The organism is Streptomyces sp. NPDC088766 (genome assembly GCF_044750845.1).
Classification (GTDB): domain Bacteria; phylum Actinomycetota; class Actinomycetes; order Streptomycetales; family Streptomycetaceae; genus Streptomyces.
This window is the reverse complement of record NZ_JBIVKQ010000002.1, coordinates 134,212-152,585: the sequence shown is the minus strand read 5'-3', so window position 1 is coordinate 152,585 and position 18,374 is coordinate 134,212. Positions and strand designations below refer to the sequence as shown.

General features: G+C 72.1%; 17 protein-coding genes and 5 pseudogenes. 10 read left to right on the top strand and 12 right to left on the bottom strand.

Annotation, left to right across the window (positions count from 1 at the left end):
* Positions 1-277: 277 nt before the first annotated feature.
* On the bottom strand, positions 278-1,237 hold the full coding sequence (locus ACIP5W_RS03410; protein WP_401466023.1) for a glutathione S-transferase C-terminal domain-containing protein: 960 nt from the start codon (positions 1,235-1,237) through the stop codon (positions 278-280).
* Positions 1,238-1,731: 494 nt separating this feature from the next.
* Here ACIP5W_RS03410 and ACIP5W_RS03405 point away from each other — a divergent pair.
* A pseudogene (locus tag ACIP5W_RS03405) lies at positions 1,732-1,857 on the top strand (TauD/TfdA family dioxygenase); the annotation flags it as partial.
* A 93-nt stretch (positions 1,858-1,950) separates the two neighbouring features.
* Positions 1,951-2,409 carry an RrF2 family transcriptional regulator gene (locus ACIP5W_RS03400; protein ID WP_401466951.1) on the top strand — a complete coding sequence of 153 codons (459 nt, stop codon included), beginning with the start codon at positions 1,951-1,953 and terminating at the stop codon, positions 2,407-2,409.
* On the opposite strand, the gene ACIP5W_RS03395 is transcribed toward ACIP5W_RS03400, so the two are convergent.
* The gene (locus ACIP5W_RS03395; RefSeq protein WP_401466020.1) at positions 2,399-2,695 is read right to left on the bottom strand and encodes a helix-turn-helix domain-containing protein; all 297 of its coding nucleotides are present in this window, start codon (positions 2,693-2,695) and stop codon (positions 2,399-2,401) included. The two genes, ACIP5W_RS03400 and ACIP5W_RS03395, sit on opposite strands and share 11 nt — an antisense overlap.
* A gap of 8 nt (positions 2,696-2,703) precedes the next feature.
* Between ACIP5W_RS03395 and ACIP5W_RS03390 the strand changes: the two genes are divergently transcribed.
* Complete coding sequence (locus ACIP5W_RS03390) at positions 2,704-3,297, top strand: maleylpyruvate isomerase N-terminal domain-containing protein (RefSeq protein ID WP_401466948.1); 594 nt, start codon at positions 2,704-2,706, stop codon at positions 3,295-3,297.
* 8 nt (positions 3,298-3,305) lie between these two features.
* Here ACIP5W_RS03390 and ACIP5W_RS03385 read toward each other — a convergent pair.
* The 4 genes and pseudogenes from ACIP5W_RS03385 to ACIP5W_RS03370 all read right to left on the bottom strand — a co-directional run.
* A pseudogene (locus ACIP5W_RS03385) lies at positions 3,306-3,473 on the bottom strand (ATP-binding protein); the annotation flags it as partial.
* 102 nt (positions 3,474-3,575) lie between these two features.
* Positions 3,576-3,871, bottom strand: a pseudogene (locus ACIP5W_RS03380) (hypothetical protein).
* 8 nt (positions 3,872-3,879) lie between these two features.
* Positions 3,880-5,409, bottom strand: coding sequence for a S1 RNA-binding domain-containing protein (locus ACIP5W_RS03375; protein ID WP_401466017.1), 1,530 nt, complete (start codon positions 5,407-5,409; stop codon positions 3,880-3,882).
* Entirely contained in the window at positions 5,360-5,962 is a 603-nt protein-coding gene (locus ACIP5W_RS03370) for a recombinase family protein (RefSeq protein WP_401466013.1), read from the bottom strand. Before ACIP5W_RS03370 ends, ACIP5W_RS03375 begins: the two co-directional genes overlap by 50 nt.
* 713 nt (positions 5,963-6,675) lie before the next feature.
* On the opposite strand from ACIP5W_RS03370, the gene ACIP5W_RS03365 reads away from it, so the two are divergent.
* From ACIP5W_RS03365 to ACIP5W_RS03340, 6 genes and pseudogenes are all read left to right on the top strand, one after another.
* On the top strand, positions 6,676-6,879 hold the full coding sequence (locus ACIP5W_RS03365) for a hypothetical protein (RefSeq protein ID WP_401466011.1): 204 nt from the start codon (positions 6,676-6,678) through the stop codon (positions 6,877-6,879).
* A complete protein-coding gene (locus ACIP5W_RS03360) occupies positions 6,879-7,229 on the top strand; it encodes a hypothetical protein (protein ID WP_401466008.1) in 351 nt (116 codons plus the stop codon). The genes ACIP5W_RS03365 and ACIP5W_RS03360 overlap by 1 nt, the downstream gene beginning before the upstream one ends.
* Before the next feature lie 33 nt (positions 7,230-7,262).
* The gene (locus ACIP5W_RS03355; protein ID WP_401466945.1) at positions 7,263-7,721 is read left to right on the top strand and encodes a pyridoxamine 5'-phosphate oxidase family protein; all 459 of its coding nucleotides are present in this window, start codon (positions 7,263-7,265) and stop codon (positions 7,719-7,721) included.
* Between the two features lie 422 nt (positions 7,722-8,143).
* Entirely contained in the window at positions 8,144-8,302 is a 159-nt protein-coding gene (locus tag ACIP5W_RS03350; RefSeq protein WP_401466005.1) for a hypothetical protein, read from the top strand.
* Positions 8,299-9,072, top strand: coding sequence for a hypothetical protein (locus ACIP5W_RS03345; RefSeq protein ID WP_401466002.1), 774 nt, complete (start codon positions 8,299-8,301; stop codon positions 9,070-9,072). The genes ACIP5W_RS03350 and ACIP5W_RS03345 overlap by 4 nt, the downstream gene beginning before the upstream one ends.
* Positions 9,073-9,121: 49 nt before the next feature.
* Positions 9,122-9,310, top strand: a pseudogene (locus tag ACIP5W_RS03340) (hypothetical protein); the annotation flags it as partial.
* A 9-nt stretch (positions 9,311-9,319) separates the two neighbouring features.
* On the opposite strand, the pseudogene ACIP5W_RS03335 reads toward ACIP5W_RS03340, so the two are convergent.
* A pseudogene (locus ACIP5W_RS03335) lies at positions 9,320-9,667 on the bottom strand (SAM-dependent methyltransferase); the annotation flags it as partial.
* Between the two features lie 268 nt (positions 9,668-9,935).
* Between ACIP5W_RS03335 and ACIP5W_RS03330 the strand changes: the two are divergent.
* The gene (locus tag ACIP5W_RS03330; RefSeq protein ID WP_401465999.1) at positions 9,936-11,024 is read left to right on the top strand and encodes a MerR family transcriptional regulator; all 1,089 of its coding nucleotides are present in this window, start codon (positions 9,936-9,938) and stop codon (positions 11,022-11,024) included.
* Between the two features lie 97 nt (positions 11,025-11,121).
* Here ACIP5W_RS03330 and ACIP5W_RS03325 read toward each other — a convergent pair whose 3' ends face one another.
* From ACIP5W_RS03325 to ACIP5W_RS03305, 5 genes are all read right to left on the bottom strand, one after another.
* On the bottom strand, positions 11,122-11,469 hold the full coding sequence (locus ACIP5W_RS03325; protein ID WP_401465996.1) for a deoxyxylulose-5-phosphate synthase: 348 nt from the start codon (positions 11,467-11,469) through the stop codon (positions 11,122-11,124).
* 179 nt (positions 11,470-11,648) lie between these two features.
* Positions 11,649-13,562 carry an ABC transporter ATP-binding protein gene (locus tag ACIP5W_RS03320; RefSeq protein WP_401466942.1) on the bottom strand — a complete coding sequence of 638 codons (1,914 nt, stop codon included), beginning with the start codon at positions 13,560-13,562 and terminating at the stop codon, positions 11,649-11,651.
* 2 nt (positions 13,563-13,564) lie between these two features.
* The gene (locus ACIP5W_RS03315) at positions 13,565-14,896 is read right to left on the bottom strand and encodes an NAD(P)/FAD-dependent oxidoreductase (protein ID WP_401465993.1); all 1,332 of its coding nucleotides are present in this window, start codon (positions 14,894-14,896) and stop codon (positions 13,565-13,567) included.
* A 184-nt stretch (positions 14,897-15,080) separates the two neighbouring features.
* On the bottom strand, positions 15,081-16,499 hold the full coding sequence (locus tag ACIP5W_RS03310) for an FAD-dependent oxidoreductase (protein ID WP_401465990.1): 1,419 nt from the start codon (positions 16,497-16,499) through the stop codon (positions 15,081-15,083).
* Positions 16,500-16,914: 415 nt separating this feature from the next.
* On the bottom strand, positions 16,915-18,354 hold the full coding sequence (locus ACIP5W_RS03305; protein ID WP_401465987.1) for an FGGY family carbohydrate kinase: 1,440 nt from the start codon (positions 18,352-18,354) through the stop codon (positions 16,915-16,917).
* Positions 18,355-18,374: the final 20 nt, after the last annotated feature.

Genomic DNA, 18,374 nt, shown 5'->3' with positions numbered 1-18,374 from the left:
GGCAGGGTGGGTGCTCACCGGTCCGCACAGCCGTCCGGGGGCGTGTCGCGCTCCGGCGTGGTGGGCCTCGTAGCGTCGCAGGCTAGGGCGTGTTTCGAAAGTCCCTCCCCCAGAGGGGGTGCCCCCAGCCCGGCGGCGTCTGGCACGCACGCTCGCCGCGTTGTCGGGATCACCCCGATACAACCAGTATCGGGGCGACCCTCCGCCTTGCGATCGCACGCACCAGACGCCGCCGGGCCTGCCCTTCGGGCAGACGACGCCACTTTCGAAACACGCCCTAGGCGGAGCCGGACGGGCGGAGGTGGAGGGCGGGCCGCGGTTCCGTGAAACCGCCGGGGCTCTCCTCGCCGGGCCGGGCGGCGCCGTCCGCGACGTGAACGGCCCAGTCCAGGATCTGCACCGCCGCCCCTGCGGCCTCCAGCCCGTTGCAGCGGGAGTGATGCCTGCGGGCGATGCCGTCGAGGTCGAGGTGGGTGCCGAAGGCGGGGTGGGCGGCCAGTCGCCGTGCGTAGGCCCACAGGTGCGGATGGCCGGCGATGCGGTGGACGGCCGCGGCGTCCAGGTGCTGGCGGTGGACGGTGTCGAGTTGTACCAGGGTCACCCACAACTGCACGTCGGCAGCGGTCATCCGGTCGCCCAGGACGAAGTCCTGGAAGGTGAGCCGCGCCTCCAGTGAGCCCAGCACGCGGAGCAGGCGGTGGAGGGCGGTTCGGCGCACCACGGCGTCGGCGTCGGCCTGCCCGGCGCGCTGTGCGGCCTCGTTGATGCGGTACTCGCAGAGGTGGTCGACGGCCGCGGTCTCCGCCTCCGTGCCGTGCGGGTACAGCGCGGGCCGGTCGGGGCGGTCACCGCCGAAGCGGCGGGCGAGGTCGTGCAGGATGTCGGGGGTGTGCGTGCTGACGATCCGCCCCGTCCAGTCGTCGCTCAGCACCGGTGCGGCGGCAGGTCCGGGATGCCGGTGCGAACTGGTCTCGTACAAGGGGCGCAGAGCGGAGTGTCCCCCGTCGGCCCCGTCGGGCACGGCCGGCAGCAGCGTCACCGGGAGGGCCTCCTGCAGACCGAGCAGGCTGTGGGTGATGGCGATGCGCAGACAGTGGGGGCAGGACAGCGAGAGGTGGAGGCGGTAGCGGCGCGGTACAGCGTAGTAGCCACTGCGCGCGTCACAGCCGATCCTGCCGCGGAACGACGGCACGGAGGAGGAGAGGGACGACGTGATGGTCGAGGGTGCGGCGGGCATGTGTCTCCCTGGGTCCGGGTCCGGCTTCTGGTTCTCAGAGGTGCGGGCGGGCGGCGCGCATGGGGTGACGGGCGCACGGCGGCGTCGGCGCGTACCCGTGGACGGCGGAGCGGGGTGCCGGTGGGCACCGCCGGTTCAGCGCAGGGCGCTCGCCGCGCTGCAGACGCGCAGGAGATCGATGTGGCGGCGGGAGGTCAGAAGGAGAGACGGCCGACTCACACGCGCGGGGCGGTCGGTGGGCGGCTCCGGACGCTCCATCATTTCCTATCCATCCACTAGGGAATATGTAGGGAGTGTCGGGCCGCCTCCGCGCCTCGTCAAGAGGGACGTCACGCGTTCCGCCCGCCGTCTCACATGCTGGGAGCAGGACACGCATCGGACGACGGCGACCGGCAGGTGTTCCCGTCGGCGCGCCGACCGCACAGACCGGTGACGTGTCCGGCGAGTCGTCGGGGGACCCCGCGCAGCACCTCCGGCGGGCCGAAGCCGGCGGATACGGCGACCTGCCCCGCCCGCTGCACCGGGTGACCGTCGCGGGCGACGTCCCCGCCGGTGCCGACGGCGTCCTCAGCCACGCCGCCGAGGGCGACGACGCCTCCCAGCACACCTCCACCGCAGCCCGAGTCCACCGGCCGCCGGGCGCGGGACACCCACCCCTGCCCGGCGGCCCGCCCGCGGCGGACACCGCCGCAGCCGTACGGGATAATGGGCGCATGCGGATCTCAGCCAGGGCGGACTACGCGGTACGTGCCGCGCTGCAACTCGCCGCGTCACGGGATGACGGGCCGCTGAAGGCCGAGGCCATCGCCGCCGCCCAGGACATCCCGCACAAGTTCCTCGAAGGCATCCTGAACGACATGCGCCGGGGCGGTCTCGTGCTCAGTCAACGCGGCGGCAACGGCGGCTACCGCCTGGCCAAGCCCGCGGAGTCCATCAGCATCGCCGACGTCATCCGCGTCGTGGACGGACCGCTGGTCTCGGTGCGCGGGGTCCGCCCCCCGGAGCTGTCCTACACCGGCCCCGCCGAGTCACTGCTCCCCTTGTGGATCGCACTGCGGTCCAACGTGCGCGAGATCCTCGACGGCGTGTCGCTCGCCGACGTCGCCTCCGCCCGGCTCCCCGCAGACGTGTCCGCACTGGCGGAGGTCCCGGGGGCCTGGATCAACCCCTGACTCCCCTCGTGCCGGACGACATCACGCTCGATGTCGCACCGGGCGAGTTCGTCACCCCCTGGGCACCTCCGGAGCGAGGACGCCTCCAGCAAGGCCGCCGGGCCCGCGGGCCGCCCTCGTCCCACATCCGCCGCCATCGCTGCACGAAGCGGACGCTGACCTGCAGGTCCTTGGCGATCACCGAGCTCGCCTCGCCCTGGGCGAACCCATCGGCCGCCTTGAGCCGTAACTCCTCGCGGAACTGCTGCCGTTCGACGGTCAGTCCGCCCCCTTGTGGATACCGCATGCCCCGTGATGTCGCACGGGCGACGAGCCGTCAGCCCCTACGACACCGCGAGTTCAACCTCAGTAGCTCAGTGGGCTGTCAGCGGTCTGGCCGGCCACCTCGCGTATCAGATTTTCAGCGTGGATCCGGCGCTGGAGGGACCTGCCTCTGAGCAGGAACCCATTTCTGTGCTGGAACACTATGCGCGGGCGGTGTGGGTCGACGCGCCGCTCGACGGCGAGATCAGCTCTGGAATCCGAGCGAAGGGCGAGGGCATCTCCTCCGAAGGCGTGCGGCGTCTGGTCGAGCGTGTCCATGCCGCGCTCGACCAGCAGCGCACCGGCCTTGAGGAGGTGCATGGCGACTGGGTGGTGTTCATGCCGCAAACAGGGTGGGCGCTGAGCCCGGACGATTTCCTTGTGACCCGAATGGTCGAGCTCGCTGTGCATATGGATGACCTGGCGGTCAGCGTGGGCCTCAGTGTGCCGGAGCTTCCCGGCGTGGCTCTCGATCCCGTGGTTGCGCTGCTGACCGGGCTTGCCATCCGGCGCCATGGCCGAGCGGCACTGCTGCGTGCCCTGACGCGCGCGGAGCGGGCACCAGCTGCGATCAACGTGTTCTGAACGTGGCGTCAGCTCGCGTCAGCCCGTTCGACCTGGGCTTTGGTGTGGGCGAGGCGGTAGGACTCGGTGCCGGTCTGGATGATGGCGCCGTTGAAGGTCAGCCGGTCGACGATGGCCGCGCAGAGCCGCGGATCGGTGAACGTCTTCGTCCACCCACTGAAACTTTCGTTCGAAGCGGTTCTGTACTCCCGAAGCTGCCACGAAGTGACAAGTAGCTTTCAGTAGTCGATCTGACGTGCTGCTGTCAGGGTCTCAGCGTTTACCCCTGGTCAACCGGGTTAGCGGGCTGTGATCGCACGACGGGCGGCATCCCAGACCTCCTCGAATTCTTGCGCCGTCAGTTGATCGGGTTCATGCCCCTCCCACTGTGAGACTGGGAGCCCAGCGGTAACCCCGAACATTTTTCGTACTCGGCCAGACTCCCTGCCTGCTGGGCACGCTGCCATTCGTCCAGGGACGCAGCCACGATCGGGGTCAGCTCGGAACCCTGGAGCTCGACCTGTCGGGTCACCCAGCCGCCGGCGTCGACCTCGAAGTAGAACCAGATGGCTTCCTCGTCCCAGAAGCACTGCATCCACGTCGTCACCGGTTGGCCTGCCTCTGTGACAGGGCAATACGGCGCCGTACGAGATCGACATCCATGATCTTCACGGTGAGAGAGTCGCCGACCTCGGTGACGTCCTGTGGCGATTGATCCAGTTCGTCGGTGTGCACGAGCCCTTCGAAGCCGTCCTCTCGGTCTTCGATGCGGACGAAGACACCGAACGGCACGATCTTGGTGACCGGCCCTGTGATCACCTGGCCGATCCTCTGCGCTACCTGCGGCCATGGGTCTTCCTGCACTGCTCGAAGCGACAGCGGCACTCGCTCCCTGACCATGTCGACGTCGAGGACCTCAGCTGTGACCTCCTGGCCGACGCTGACGACGTCGGACGGGTGGTTGATCGGACGCCAGGACAGCTCCGGAATGTTGATCATCGCGGTGAAGCCGCCGATGTCCACGAAGGTGACGCCGAAACTGGCGATGGTCGTCACCGTGCCGGTGACGACCTGGCCGCGCCGCAGGGTCTTCAGGAACGCCCAGTCCCGGTCGCTGGGTGTCGGCTCGGTCTGCCAGCGCGCGCGGAGTGCCCCGTCGCTGTCGGGCAGTACAGCGGTGAACAGCGGGAGATCTTCACCGGCGTACATGGATACGACGCCGGCAGCACTCGCGCTGGCAAGCTGGGAGGTCACGTCCTCGAACTGGGTCTCGTCCACGACTGTGCTGGCGATCTGGCCGTCTTCCTTCTCCCAGATGATCCCCACTAGCCCTTCGTCGGGCAGGGCGGCCACGGCCGTGTCAACGTCGGTGAGCAGGTCCGGCCAGACGGACAACTGTGCGCGTGGGGTCAGCTGGGAGCGCACGGTCTTGATGTTGTCGCGGCGCAGGCGGTGCCATCGGGAGGCATTGAGGGCGAAGGTCTCCTCCAGGAACGTGGCGCGGTGGGCGCTGACGGTCCAGCCAAGGCGGGCCCAGAAGTCGGCGTCGGCAGGGCGCTGCACGTATGCGGGGTCGTCGGGGGCGAAGTCGTACGGCGATGCGTCCAGGCGTTGCGTGAACAGGCCGAGTGCTCGGGTGCGGGTCAGCGCGGCTTCGCAGGGCCGGCTGCTGCTGAGGTAGAGGTACTGATCCCAGCCGACGTGCACTGTGAACTCTCCCTCCGCTTCCAGGCGGCACCAGGCGCCGTTGTCGCGGAGCATCGCTCGGACGAGTTCCAAGCCGACACCGATCGGCACCAGTGCCCCGTCGTGGAACCCGGCGGGGCCGGCGGGGAAGAGGCCGGCCAGGCCGTAGCCGTCGACTGGTGGTTCCAGGCCGAAGTGGGCGAAGCCTCCGAGCTGCGGCTCGCGGACGGCCAGCTGGTCGACGCCGCTGTCTTCGGCGAAGGCCGCGACGGCCTGCAGGTAGGCGGTTTCGACCGGCCCGTGGTCGCTGGTCGTGTCCTCAGTGCCGGCGTAGTGGCCGTGCTGGTCGCGGTCGGCGGGGTCGTACTTGGCGACCTGATAGACGTAGGGCAGCACGTCACTGCCCACCGGGAGTCGACGGCGCGGCTGCGTTCTGGTGGCGTTCAAGGACGCGGTAGACCGTGGCGCGGCTGACGGAGAAGAGCTCGGCGAGGTCGGCGATGGTGTGTTCGCCGGACTGGTGCTGCTGGACCAGGTGGCTCTGCCGGCGGGCGGTGAGCTTGGGCGGCTTCCCCTTGAGCTTGCCCTGGGCCCGCGCCACCGCCATGCCTTCACGGGTGCGCATGCGCAGGAGATCGACCTCGAACTCGGCGAAGGTGGCCAGGATGTTGAAGAACATCTTGCCCATCGGGTCGGCGGGGTCGTAGAGCGTGCCGCCGAGCGAGAGCTTGACGCCGCGGGAGGTGAGGGAGTCGCCGATGTCGCGGGCGTCGGGTACCGAACGCGCAAGGCGGTCGAGCTTGGGGACGACGAGGGTGTCGCCGGCACGGACCGCCGCGAGGGCCTGGGCCAGGCCGGGCCGGTCGCGGTTCGTTCCGGTCAGACCGTGGTCCAGGTAGATCCGGTCGTCCGGGACGTCCAGACCGAGCAGGATCCCGCGCTGGGCGGTGAGGTCCTGCTTGTCCGGACTGCATCTCGCGTAGCCGACGCGTTCACTCATGCCGGGAACGTACGGTAAGCCCCTGCTCAGCGTACAGATCACCGGACACCCTAAATGAGACACCGTCAGCGCAGGTAGCTCTCTTCCGCCAGGCAAGATCATCATTGTTTGTTGAGGGTCCCCAAGCGGACACACCCGACAGCCTCGGTCAGGGCCCTGACGCGGTGACCACTGGCGCCTTGACGAGATCCGCGAGCGGCACCGTCGATCTGCCTCAGCTCCCACTGCGGAATCGTGCCGCGCTGCTCCGCATCATGAGTCACAACACGTCAGGCGTGGAACTGGCGGTTGCGATACTCCTCGCGCGGCAGCACGTCCCATTCGGTATTGGCGCCGTCGCGCGTCACCATGAACAGGGGACCCGATCGACAGCATGCGCACGGGGTCGGTCTCCGGCAGGGTCTGCATCACGCAGGACCGTACGCCGATCTCGCTGCGCAGGCGGTCGATGTGACCGAATAAGCCAGCAGAATCGGTAACAGCGTTCTTACCGGCACCCCAGGTCGGCGTATGCGCCCGGAGACAGTCACCGCCCGGGGCGCTCACGGCCACGCAGCAACACTCCACGGAACAGGGCCACTTCCGCGGGGATACCTCGCGGGCCTACAGTTGCCGTCGCCCACGGGCCATCGTTCACGAACGCACGGCGCACTTGAGCGCAAGGGGCAGGTGATCCTGCACGGGCCGCCCTGCACGGGCAAGACGCGCAGAACATGTTCATCGCCTCGGAGTACCCGGCCCAGCTCAAGGCGGAAAGCGAGTTCACCGACGTGCCGGCCGAGGAGATGACACCGGCCCAGTACCAGGAACTCGCCGCGCGTTACGACGGCGGGCCGTACTGGCAGACCGACGGCGCCCAGGCCTACGGGCGTGGGTTCGCGCACAATCTGGACGAGGCAAGGAACGCACTGCGCTGATGACCGGCCCATCCTCCGTGGACGACGACCGCGGCTGTCTCTGTGCGGTCCTCGCCGTACCGCTCACCCTGCTCACCCTCATCGCCGCGTACTTCTGCTGGACGGCACTGACCATCAGTCCATCAGGCGCCTGGGACGACGACGCGTACGCCGGGATCGTCCTGTCGTGCGTCGTCACCCTCGCGGCCTCCGGAACCGCGGTGGCGCTGTGGCTGGTGCCTCCGGTGCGAAGGGCCGTGTCGTGGTGGTGGATCCTTCCGGCTCTGCTGCTGGGCGTGGTCTCGGGAGCGCGATGGGCCGTGGGGGGGGTAGGGCGTGTCGCGAAAGCGGTCGTGGACCTTTGCCCGTGAAATTACTGGGCGGCCATGGGCGTTGATCACTCCATGACTCAAGGACCAGCGCCTCGCCCACTGTCCGACGCAGCCCTCTCCAGCCTGCTTGGCAAGCAGCAGTTCGGCACACTGGCCACCGTCAAGCGCAGTGGCCACCCCCACCTGACCACCATGCTGTACAGCTGGGACCCCGAAGCCCGCATGGTGCGATTCTCCACGACGGCCAACCGGGTCAAGGTCGGGCATCTGCGGCGCAACCCGCGTGCGGCGCTTCATGTGCAGGGTGGCGACGTGTGGTCGTTCGCCGTCGCTGAAGGCGAGGCCGAGGTCTCCGAGAGCACGACCGTTCCCGGCGACGCCGTCGGGCGGGAACTGCTTGAGATGATCCCGCAGGCCGCGAAGCCAGAAGACGAAGGTGCGTTCCTGGAGCAGCTGGTTGCCGAGCACCGGGTGGTCATCCGGTTGAAGGTGGACCGCCTGTACGGCACGGCGCTCGACGTCGACAGCTAGGACATGTTGCGTCCGTGCTGCTCACAGCCATTCGTTGAGGACTGCGACCAGCACGGACGCCCAGCAGCGGACGGCGAGCCGGTCGTACCTCGTGGCCACGACCCGGTGCCGCTTGAGGCAGTTGATTCCGCACTCGACGGCATGCCGCTCGCGGTAGTCGGTCTTGTCGAACTTCGGCGGCCGACCGCCTCGAGAACCGAGCTTCTGGCGGTTACGGACACGGTCCGCAGGGACCGGAACGGTCGCCTAGATCCCGCGTCTTCGCAGGCAGGTCCGATCGCTTCGGTAGTCGTATGCCTTGTCGGCCCGTACCCGGTCCGGCCGCCTGCAGGGCCTGCCGGCACCAGGACGAGGCACCCGGATCGCCGCCTGCCCCGCCTGCCCCGCCTGCCCCGCCTGCCACCGAGGCGTACCCGCACCGAATGGACGCCCGCCGCTACCGCATGGTGGTCACCAGCCGGACCGACTACGTGCGGACCGGTGCACTCGTCGACGAGAAGCTGCGCCACTGGCTCGCCCAACCACCCAAGCGCTACAACGTCGACACGTTCGCCGAGGGCCGCAACGAGCCCGCGGAGTGACTCTCGACCACGACTCCGTCACGGGGGCCACCGGCACCTACGGACGGTGGCGGCTCCGGGAGACCGCACCCGGCGGCACCTGGCAGACCACCGTCGTGACCCGGCAGATCGCCGACGGGCCGACCTGGGTCCAGCTCGATGTCGAACACCTCCCCGACGACGCGGAGGCGCCCCCGGTGCCCGCCAAGACGCCCCGGCTCGCGAGGCATCTGCTGGAGGCGCTCGTCAACGCCCGGTACCAGCATGCCCTGCATCTCGCCCGCGCGGTCCTGGACGGCGTCTCCGCCGAGCACGCTCCCGGCGGGTTGTGCATCGACGGGTTCCTGTTCGACATGAACAAGCTCTTCGAGGACTTCGTGACGGTCGCCCTGCGGGAGGCCTTCCAGACCGTGGGTCCGGGTCACACCGTCCGGCTCCAGGACCCGCACCACCTCGACGAGGCCGCCGCGATCCGCATGAAGCCGGACTTCGTGCTGTACGGGCCGGACGGCATGCCGTGCGCGGTCGTGGACGCCAAGTACAAGGCGGAGAAACGGGGCGCCTACCCGGACGCCGACCTGTACCAGATGCTGGCGTACTGCACGGCACTCGGCCTGCGCGAGGGCCACCTCGTGTACGCGAAGGGCAATGCCCCGCACGCCGCCCACCGGGTGCGTCACGCGGGCATCGCCATCCATCAGCACGCCCTCGACCTGGACCAGGAGCCCGCCGGACTGCTCGCGGAGGTCGAGGAACTGGCCGAGCGGCTGGTGAGCACCCCGCGCGTATGATCGACTGCGGAGTGTCCGTTCAGGGTGGGGAGTTCACCTCGTGCCGCAGCTCGCGTTCGCCCGCGAGGTGACCCCGGCCTGTGTGGCCGCGCTGCGGCGCGAGTCGGATCTGCTGCGGGAGCGGTGCCTGCTGTTCGTCGCATGCACGCGCGCGCGGGAGGCTCTGGCGGTGACCTGGAGCGGGTCGGCCGGCTCGTTCGTGGCCCGGTCGCATCAGCTCACGGGCCAGGCCGTCTGACGCTCTGCGTCACCTTTCCGGGGCGAGCGCGCCGTTGCCGAGGCCGTCCCTCGCCAGGGCCGCCGCGTCCCGGCTCGGCTCCATCACCCTCCGGGCCCGCTCCTCGAACTCCTGGAGCGCGCGGAAGGCCGCCCCGTAGCGCCGTTGCTCGGTGATGTCCATCTGCGGGACGCGGGCGCCCCTGCCGTCGAGGCGGAACGTTCCGCTGGCGCTGGTGGAGCGCCGGGTGTTGGCCGCGCTGCGCAGGAAGCCCCGCAGGTAGTCGGTGTCCAACTGGTCGCTGATCGACACCGGTTCCGGATCGCCGTACTCGACGAGCCCCGCACGCGCGAGGTCGGCGACACTCACGGTGACTCCTGCGAGCCTGGCGATCTCCGAGCCGGTGACCAGCGCGCCGGCCTTGGGGGCAGGGGTTTCCGTCATACCGGCAACCGTACACGGATGAATCCCACAGCCCAATGCATGATTTTGTTGACGACGTTAACAATAAAAGACTTGTCCGCGACGTATACCTGGACGGTGCGAAGCCGGTCACCTTCTCGCGTGCACGCGTCGTCATGGGACGAAACCCGGGTTTGACCCTCGACCTGGTCGAGGGGTCAGAGTCCCGGATGTGGAGAGCGAGATGCGCAGCATTGGCGAGATGGCCCGGGACAGCGGGCTCGGGGTGAGTGCCCTGAGGTTCTACGACCGGGCCGGGGTGCTGGTGCCGGCCTGGGTGGACCCGGTCAGCGGGTACCGGTGGTACGGGCCCGAGCAGCTCGGGGAGGCCCGGCTGCTGGCGCGGCTGCGGCGGGCCGGGATGCCGTTGGCCGACGTGCGGCTGGTGCTGGCCGGCTGGTCCGGCGCGGACACCGACCTGGTGCGCAAGCTGCTGCAGAGGCATCTGCGGCGGCTCGAACTCGGGCTGTCCGACGCCCGCAGGGAGTTCTCCACGCTCCGCGCCCTACTCGACCGCAGGGAGAACCCCATGACCTCGCCCCGTACCACCGCCGGCACCGCCCGGCTGACCGTCTCCGCCTCCGGGCTGGCGGCCGCGCTGGACGCGGTCCGCTTCGCGGTCGGCTCCGATCCGGAGCTGCCGATGCTCGGTGGCGTCCTGTTCGACGTGGAGGACGGCGTGCTCCAGGTCGTGGCCACCGACCGCTATCGCATGGCGGTCGCGCGGGCGGACATCGCAGGGCACGGTGGTCCTCGCGCCCAGGTCATCGTGCCGACCCCGCTCGTGGACGCGATGCGGGCGCTGCTGGACGCCGGGGAGTCGGTGGAACTCGCGCTGGACGGTGCGCGGGTCACGCTGGAGGCCGGGGACCGCCAGGCCGCCGGCCAGTGCCTCGACCACGACTTCCCCGACTACCGCCGCCTGGTCCGGCTGCCGGCCGGGCGGCGCGCCCTCGTCGACGTGCCCGCCTTCCGCAATGCGGTGGAGACCGGGCCCGTACGCATCGGCGAGGCGCCCGGGGAGGACGGCGTCTCCCCCGAGCTGAGCGTGCTCAGGGTGGCGGACGACGGCACGGTGTCCATGAGCGAGGACGCCGACGACGACCCGGACGACGTCGCGGTGAACCGCGCGTTCCTGCTGGACGCCCTCGCCGCCGGAGCACGGGAGCGGCTCGTCCTGGAGTTCGGCTCCCCGACGGCGCCTCTCGCGGTCCGCCGTCTCGACGACGAGGGGACGTTCTCCCTGCTGATGCCGGTCCGCCTGGAGAACTGACCACAGGACACGGCGCGTACCCGGCGGCTCGCCGTGTCCCTGCCGGACGCCGCGGGAGCCTTCTGCGGCACGGACGGCGAAGGCTCCCGATCTCCCGTCACGGCACCTCGTGGCGCACGAGCGCCTCGGCGAAGGGCTCGCCGGTACGGCGGGCGTACGCCATCCGCTCGCGCACCTCCCTCAGCGTGCGCGGGCGGTAGCCGGGTCCGCCGCAGCAGCTCTTGTGGAAGCGGACCCCCGCGTGCAGCAGGACGGAGAGCACCCGCCAGGCCTCGGTGTCCCGGCGCGACGGCGCGGCGAAGGCCGACCCCACGTGGATCAGCGGCTCCGCACAGCGCGGGCAGATCCGCCGCCCGTCCCCGCCGTGCGGCCCGTACGACGGGTGCGGCTGCTTGTACGAAGCCCGGCAGGGCAGGCAGACGTAGGAGGTCTTTCCGTGGGCCATGCCGTCAGGGTAGGCGGCGCGCCGGCGGAACTCGACGGGTTTTCACCGCCGGACGCCCGGGGGTGCGCGCGCCCTCGGTGACCGGTGCGAGGGCTGCCACCGCGTCATTCGGGGTGCGGCTGGGGAGGGCGGGACGGCGACTCGGGGAGGCTCAGCCCGGCACCGCCGTCCCGCCCGCCTCACGCCGTCGTCGCCACCTCCGTCACCGCCGTCGCCGCCGTCACTGCCGTCGCCGTCCCCGGCTTCTCGAACTGGGTGCGGTACAGCTGTGCGTACCGGCCGTCCGCCGCCAGCAGGGCCTCGTGGGTGCCGCGTTCCACGATGCGGCCGGACTCCACGACCAGGATCAGGTCGGCGGACCGCACGGTGGACAGGCGGTGGGCGATGACGACGGCGGTGCGGCCCTGGAGGGCTTCGGTGAGCGCTTCCTGGACGGCCGCCTCGGAGGTGTTGTCGAGGTGGGCGGTGGCCTCGTCGAGGATGACGACCCGCTGGCGGGCCAGCAGCAGGCGGGCGATGGTCATGCGCTGGCGTTCGCCGCCGGAGAGGCGGTAGCCGCGCTCGCCGACGACCGTGTCCAGGCCGTCGGGCAGGGAGCGGACCAGGTCGTCGAGGCGGGCGCGGCGCAGGGCGTCCCACAGGTCGTCCTCGGGGGCCTCGGGCCGCGCGAGGAGGAGGTTGGCGCGGACGGTGTCGTGGAAGAGGTGGCCGTCCTGGGTGACCATGCCGAGCGTCGCCCGCAGGGAACGGGCGCTCAGGTCGCGGACGTCGGTCCCGCCGATGCGGACGGCGCCCTCGTCGACGTCGTACAGGCGCGGGAGCAGTTGCGCGATCGTCGACTTCCCGGCGCCGGAGGAGCCGACGAGGGCGACGGTCTGGCCGGGTTCGGCGCGGAAGGAGACGCCGTGCAGGACCTCGGCGCCGTCGCGGGTGTCGAGGGCGGCGACCTCCTCCAGGGAGGCGAGGGAGACCTTGTCGGCGGAGGGGTAGCCGAAGCGGACGTCGTCGAACTCGACGGCGACCGGGCCCTCGGGCACCTCGCGGGCGTCGGGCTTCTCCTCGATGAGCGGCTTCAGGTCGAGCACCTCGAAGACGCGCTCGAAGCTGACCAGTGCGCTCATCACCTCGACGCGTGCCCCGGCGAGCGCGGTGAGGGGGGCGTACAGGCGGGTCAGCAGCAGGGCGAGGGCGACGACGGCGCCGGGGTCGAGGGTGCCGTTCAGCGCGAGCCGGCCGCCGAGGCCGTAGACGAGGGCGAGGGCGAGGGCCGACACCAGGGTGAGGGCGGTGATGAACACCGACTGGGCGGTGGCCGTGCGGACGCCGATGTCGCGGACCCGGGCGGCGCGCTCGGCGAACTCGGCGGACTCCTGCTCGGGGCGGCCGAAGAGTTTCACAAGGGTGGCGCCGGGCGCGGAGAAGCGTTCCGTCATGCGGGTGCCCATCACCGCGTTCAGTGCGGCCGCCTCCCGCTGCATCTCGGCCATCCGGCGGCCCATGCGGCGGGCCGGCACCACGAACACCGGCAGCAGGGCGAGGGCGAGCAGGGTGACCTGCCAGGACAGGGTGAGCATGACGGCGAGGGTGAGGACCAGGGTGACCAGGTTGCTGACCACTCCGGACAGTGTGTTGCTGAAGGCGCGCTGGGCGCCGATGACGTCGTTGTTGAGGCGGGAGACGAGCGCGCCGGTGCGGGTGCGGGTGAAGAAGGCGACCGGCATCTGCTGCACGTGGTCGAAGACCGTGGTGCGCAGGTCGAGGATGAGCCCCTCCCCCAGGGCCGCCGAGAGCCTGCGGCCCAGGATGCCGAACGCCGCCTCCAGCACGGCGATCAGCGCGATGAGCAGCGCCAGCCGGACGACGGTCGCGCCGTCGCCGTGCGACACGATCGTGTTCACGACACGGCCCGCGAGGACGGGCGTGGCCACGGCGAACAGCGCGGTCACCACCCCGATGAGGACGAAGGCGGCGATACGGCGGCGGTGCGGGCGGGCGAAGGCGCCGATGCGGCGCAGCGTGGCACGGTTGAAGGGGCGGCGTTCGTGCCGGGCGTGCATGACGCTGTACAGCTGCGTCCAGGCGGTGGTCTCCATGCTCATGGGGAGACCGTAGGACCTCGACCGGAGTTGAGGTCAACACGACGTCGGGTGGACACCGTGCGGGGCTGGACACCGTGCGGGGCGACCGTCACCCGGACCGGCCCGGCGTCGGGGTCGACCCGGTGGGTCCAGTCGGCGGGCAGGCGCAGGGTGCGGTTCGGCAGTGCGGTGCGCAGCCGCTCGCGGTGCAGGACACGGCCGTTCTGGGTGACGTGGAGGACCGGGCGGGTGAGTTCCGTCGCCGTGCGCAGGACGTACGGGAGCCGGTCGGCCGGGGTGACGAGGTTCGGGGCGATCCAGCGCAGGGGCGGGGCCACGATCAGGGGGACGGCGGGCGGACGTCCGGTGCCGACCGGCGGGCGTCCGGTGCGGGTGCCGGCATCGGCGAGGTGGTCCAGGACGGCGCCCGCCGCGTGGACGCCGTCGCGGGCCGCGGTCGCCGCGCTCTCCGCGGGGTGCAGCAGGCTGCCGGCGGCGAAGACGCCCGGTCGCGAGGTGTGCAGGGTGCCGTCGACGGCGGGACCGCGGGTGCCGGGGTCGAGCGACAGGCCTGCGCGGCGGGCCAGTTCGTGGTCGGGGACGAAGTCGCCGGTGAACACGACGGTGTCGCAGGGCAGTACGGCCGTCCGGCCGTCGCGGTGCCGGACGCGGACGCCCGACAGGCTTCCGTGGCCGAGGAGTTCGGCGACGGTGGTGTGGGTGAGGAGGGGTACGCCGTGGCGCAGGCGGGAGTCGGCGGCGCGGGCCGCGGCGGTCTGCGGGCGGGCGTGCTCGGTGAGCATCGCCACCACGGTGGCGCCCGCGGCCCGTACGGTGTCGGCCGCCGCGTAGGAGACGTCCTCGGCGCCGACGACCACGGCCCGTGTCCCGATGTGCTGTCCGTGGAGGTGGACGGCCCGCTGGAGTTCGCCCGTGGTGTGGACGCCGGCCGGGCGGGTGCCGGGCACCAGGCGGGCGGCGCGCGGGCGTTCGTGGGCGCCGGTGGCGAGGACGACCGCGCGTGCGGTGAGTGTCTCGGGGCCGTCGGGGCTCACCGTGTGCAGGGACAGCGGGCCGGCCCAGTCGAGGGCGGTGACGCCGGGGCGGACGGTGGCGCCGGCCCGCCGGGCGGCGGTGACCAGCAGGCGGGCGTACTCCGGGCCGGTCAGGGGGTGCAGGAGGGTGCCGTAGCCGCCGTGTGCGCAGTGGCGGGGTGTTCCGCCGGGCTGCCGCTCGCGGTCCAGGACCTCGACACGGCCGGCGCCCGCCACGGCGAGGCGGGCGGCGGCCGCGAGTCCGGCGGGGCCCGCGCCGACGATCAGGACGTCCACCTCGCGTGCGGCCGTCATGCCGGCCTCGCCTCCCCCGGCCGGGGCGGCACCGCCTTCACCGGCGGGGCCGCCACGGCCGTCGCCTCCGCCGGCAAGGACCGGGCGGAAGCACCGCCGTGGGTTCCGCGGCCGGGGCTGCGGGAGGCGCCGGGCAGGTCATGACCCGCGCCGGGCCCCACGACGTCGAAACCGCGGGCGGCCGTCACACCGGCCTCGCCTTCCCCGGCGGGGCCGGTACGGCCGTCGCCTCCGCCAGGAGGGCGCGGACCTCGGGACCGCAGTGCGTGCCCTGGCAGCGGCCCGCGCGGGCACGGGTGCGGCGGCGCAGGCCTTCGAGGGTGCGGGGCGGGACCGTGCCGGCGAGGGCGTCGCGGATGTCGCCGCGGGAGACGTGCTCGCAGTGGCAGACGAGGGTGCCGTACTCCGGGTCGGCGGCGATGCGGTCGGCGGCGGGGCGCAGGTCGCGCATGCGCACCGGCTCCAGGGGCCGGGCGGGGCCGAGGTCGAGGCCGGTCTCGTCGGCCAGCAGGGCGGTGACGTGGGCGGCGATGGCGAGGGACGCGGTGAGGCCGGTGGAGCGGATGCCGCCGACGGTGACGTGTCCGGCGTCGGGGTGGGCGGTGATGCGGTAGTCGTCGTGCTCGGTGGCGGCGCGCAGGCCGGCGTAGACGGCGGTGACCTCCTCGTCGAGGAGGGCGGGCAGGATGCGGGCGCCCTGGGTGCGCAGGGCGGCGAGGCCCTCGGCGGTGGATCCGGTGGCCCTCTTGTCGTCGAGGTCCTCGGCGGTGGGGCCGAGCAGGACGTTGCCGTACACGGTGGGGGCGACGAGCACGCCTTTGCCGAGGGCGGTGGGGACGGGCAGCAGGATGTGGCGGACGAGGCCGCGGGCGAGGGTGTCGAAGACGATGAGCTGGCCGCGGCGCGGGGTGACGGTGAAGTCGTCGTGACCGAGGAGGGTGTCCAGTCCGTCGGCGTGCAGCCCGGCCGCGTTGACGAGGCGACGGGCGCGCAGGGTGCCCCGGCCGGTGCCGAGAGCGTGGCAGCCGTCCTGTCGGCTCACGTGTGTCACCGGGGAGTTGAGGTGGAGGTCCACTCCGTGCCGGACCGCCTGGGTGGCGTACGCCAGCGGGGTCGTCCACGGGCAGACGACGCCCTCGCCGGGCACGTGCAGGGCGCCGAGCGCGCCGGGGCCCAAGTGGGGTTCGCGTGCGTAGAGTTCGGCCGGTCCGAGGAGGCGGGCGTCACGGTACTCGTTGCGTTCGGCCTTCTCGGCGAGGCGGGGCAGGGCGGCGAGCTGTTCGTCGTCCCAGGCCACCAGGAGCGCGCCGACCGGGTCGAAGGGGATGCCGGACTCGGCGGCGTACGCGGTGAGCAGCCGCGCTCCCTCGCGGACGAGCCGTGCCTCGAGGGAGCCGGGCACCGCGTCGAAACCGGTGTGCAGGATCGCGGTGTTGGCCTTGGAGGTGCCCTGCCCGATGTCGTCCTGGGCCTCGACGAGGGCGACCTTCAGGCGGGGCCGGCGGGCCAGTTCGCGGGCGATGGCGCAGCCGACGACACCGGCGCCGACGATCACGACGTCGTACGGGTCCGTGGGCAGCGGTCCTTCGGCGGTCACCGTCATGCCGGGGCACCGCCCGGCAGAGCGTCCGCGGTCGCCACCGTGCCGGAGACACCACCCCACGGGCCTTCAGCGATCGCCGCCGTGCCGGAGACACCACCCGGCAGAGCATCCGCGGTCGCCACCGTGCCCGAAGCACCACCCCACGGGCCCTCAGCGATCGCCACCGTGCCGGAGACACCGCCCGGCAGAGCATCCGCAGTCGCCACCGTGCCCGAAGCACCACCCCACGGGCCCTCAGCGATCGCCACCGTGCCGGAGACACCACCCCACGGGCCTTCAGCGATCGCCGCCGTGCCGGAGACACCACCCGGCAGAGCATCCGCGATCGCCACCGTGCCCGAAGCACCACCCCACGAGCCCTCAGCGATCGCCGCCGTGCCGGAGGCATCACCCCGCGGACCGTCCGCAGTCTTCGTCACGTCGGGGCACCGTCCAGCAGGGCCGTCACCGCGGCGCGGAAGCGGCCCAGGCGGTCGGCCGCCTCGTCGGCCGTGATGCGGGGTTCGTACACCGCCGACGGCTTGTGCTCGGGGAGCGCTTCGGCGAGGGTCGTGCCGTCGGCGGCCCCGAGGCGGGCCAGGGCGCCCACGCCGAGGGCGGTCGCGTCGGGCAGGGCGGACACCTCGACCAGGCGTTGCAGCAGGTCGGCCTGGGTCTGCATGAGCAGGGCGGAACGGGTCAGGCCGCCGTCGACGCGCAGCAGGGTCAGGGGGGTGCCGAGGTCGGCCTCGGCGGCCTCGGCCAGCTCGACGACCTGGGCGGCCAGGCCCTCGCACAGGGCGCGCACCAGGTGTCCGGGGGTGGTGTCCAGGCCGAGTCCGGTCAGGGAGCCGCGCAGGTCGCCGCGCCACCAGGGGGCGGCGAGTCCGGCGAGCGCCGGGACGAAGGTGACGCCGCCGCTGTCGGGTACGGCCGCGCCGACGGTGTCGAGGTCGGCGGCGCCCGCGATGACGCCGAGGTCGGTGAGCCAGCGCACGGCGGAGGCGGCGGTGTACACCTGGCCGTCGAGGCAGTGGTCGGTGCGTCCGGCGAGCCGCCAGGCGACGCAGCTGACCAGGCCCGAGGCGCCCCGTCGGGGGGTGCCGCCGGTCGGGGCGAGGAGGAACGCGCCGGTGCCGTAGGTGCACTTGGCGGTGCCGGGTGCGGTGACGCGCTGGGCTAGGAGGGCGGCCTGCTGGTCGACGGCGAGGCCGGTGAGCGGGATGTCGTATCCGAACTCGCTTGTCGTCCCGACGATCTGGGCATTGTCGACGATTTCCGGGAGCCGCTCCCCGTCCAGCCCGTGGAGGCCGAGGGCGCGAGGGGACCAGGCGACCTGGTCGAGGTCGAGGAGCTGGGTGCGGCCGGCGGTCGCCGCGTCGGTGACGAAGGCGCCGGTGAGGCGGTGCGTGAGCCAGGCGTCGCTGGTGGTGACGACTCCCCGGGCGGTCAGGTGACGGCGGATCCAGGCCATCTTGGGGGCGGCGAAGTAGGGATCGACGGGCAGACCGGTCAGCTGCCGTAACTCTTCTGCGTGCGGGGCGAGTTCGGCACACAGGGCGCCCGCGCGGCGGTCCTGCCAGACGAGGGCGTCGGTGAGGGGGCGGCCCGTCGCCGGGTCCCAGGCGAGGACGGTCTCGCCCTGGTTGGCCAGGCCGAGCGCCATGACGGGCTCACCGGCCTCGGCCAGCGCGCTCCGGCCGGCGTCCAGCACCGAGGCGTACAGTTCGGCCGGGTCCACCTCGACGAGGCCGCCGGGCAGGTGGCGGGGGCGTACGGCCGCGAACCCGGTTCCCAGGACGCCGCGTTCGGGGCAGAGGACCAGGGCCTTGGTGCCGGACGTGCCCTGGTCGACGGCGAGTACCGGACCCGTCATCACGCCCCTTCCTCGGTGAT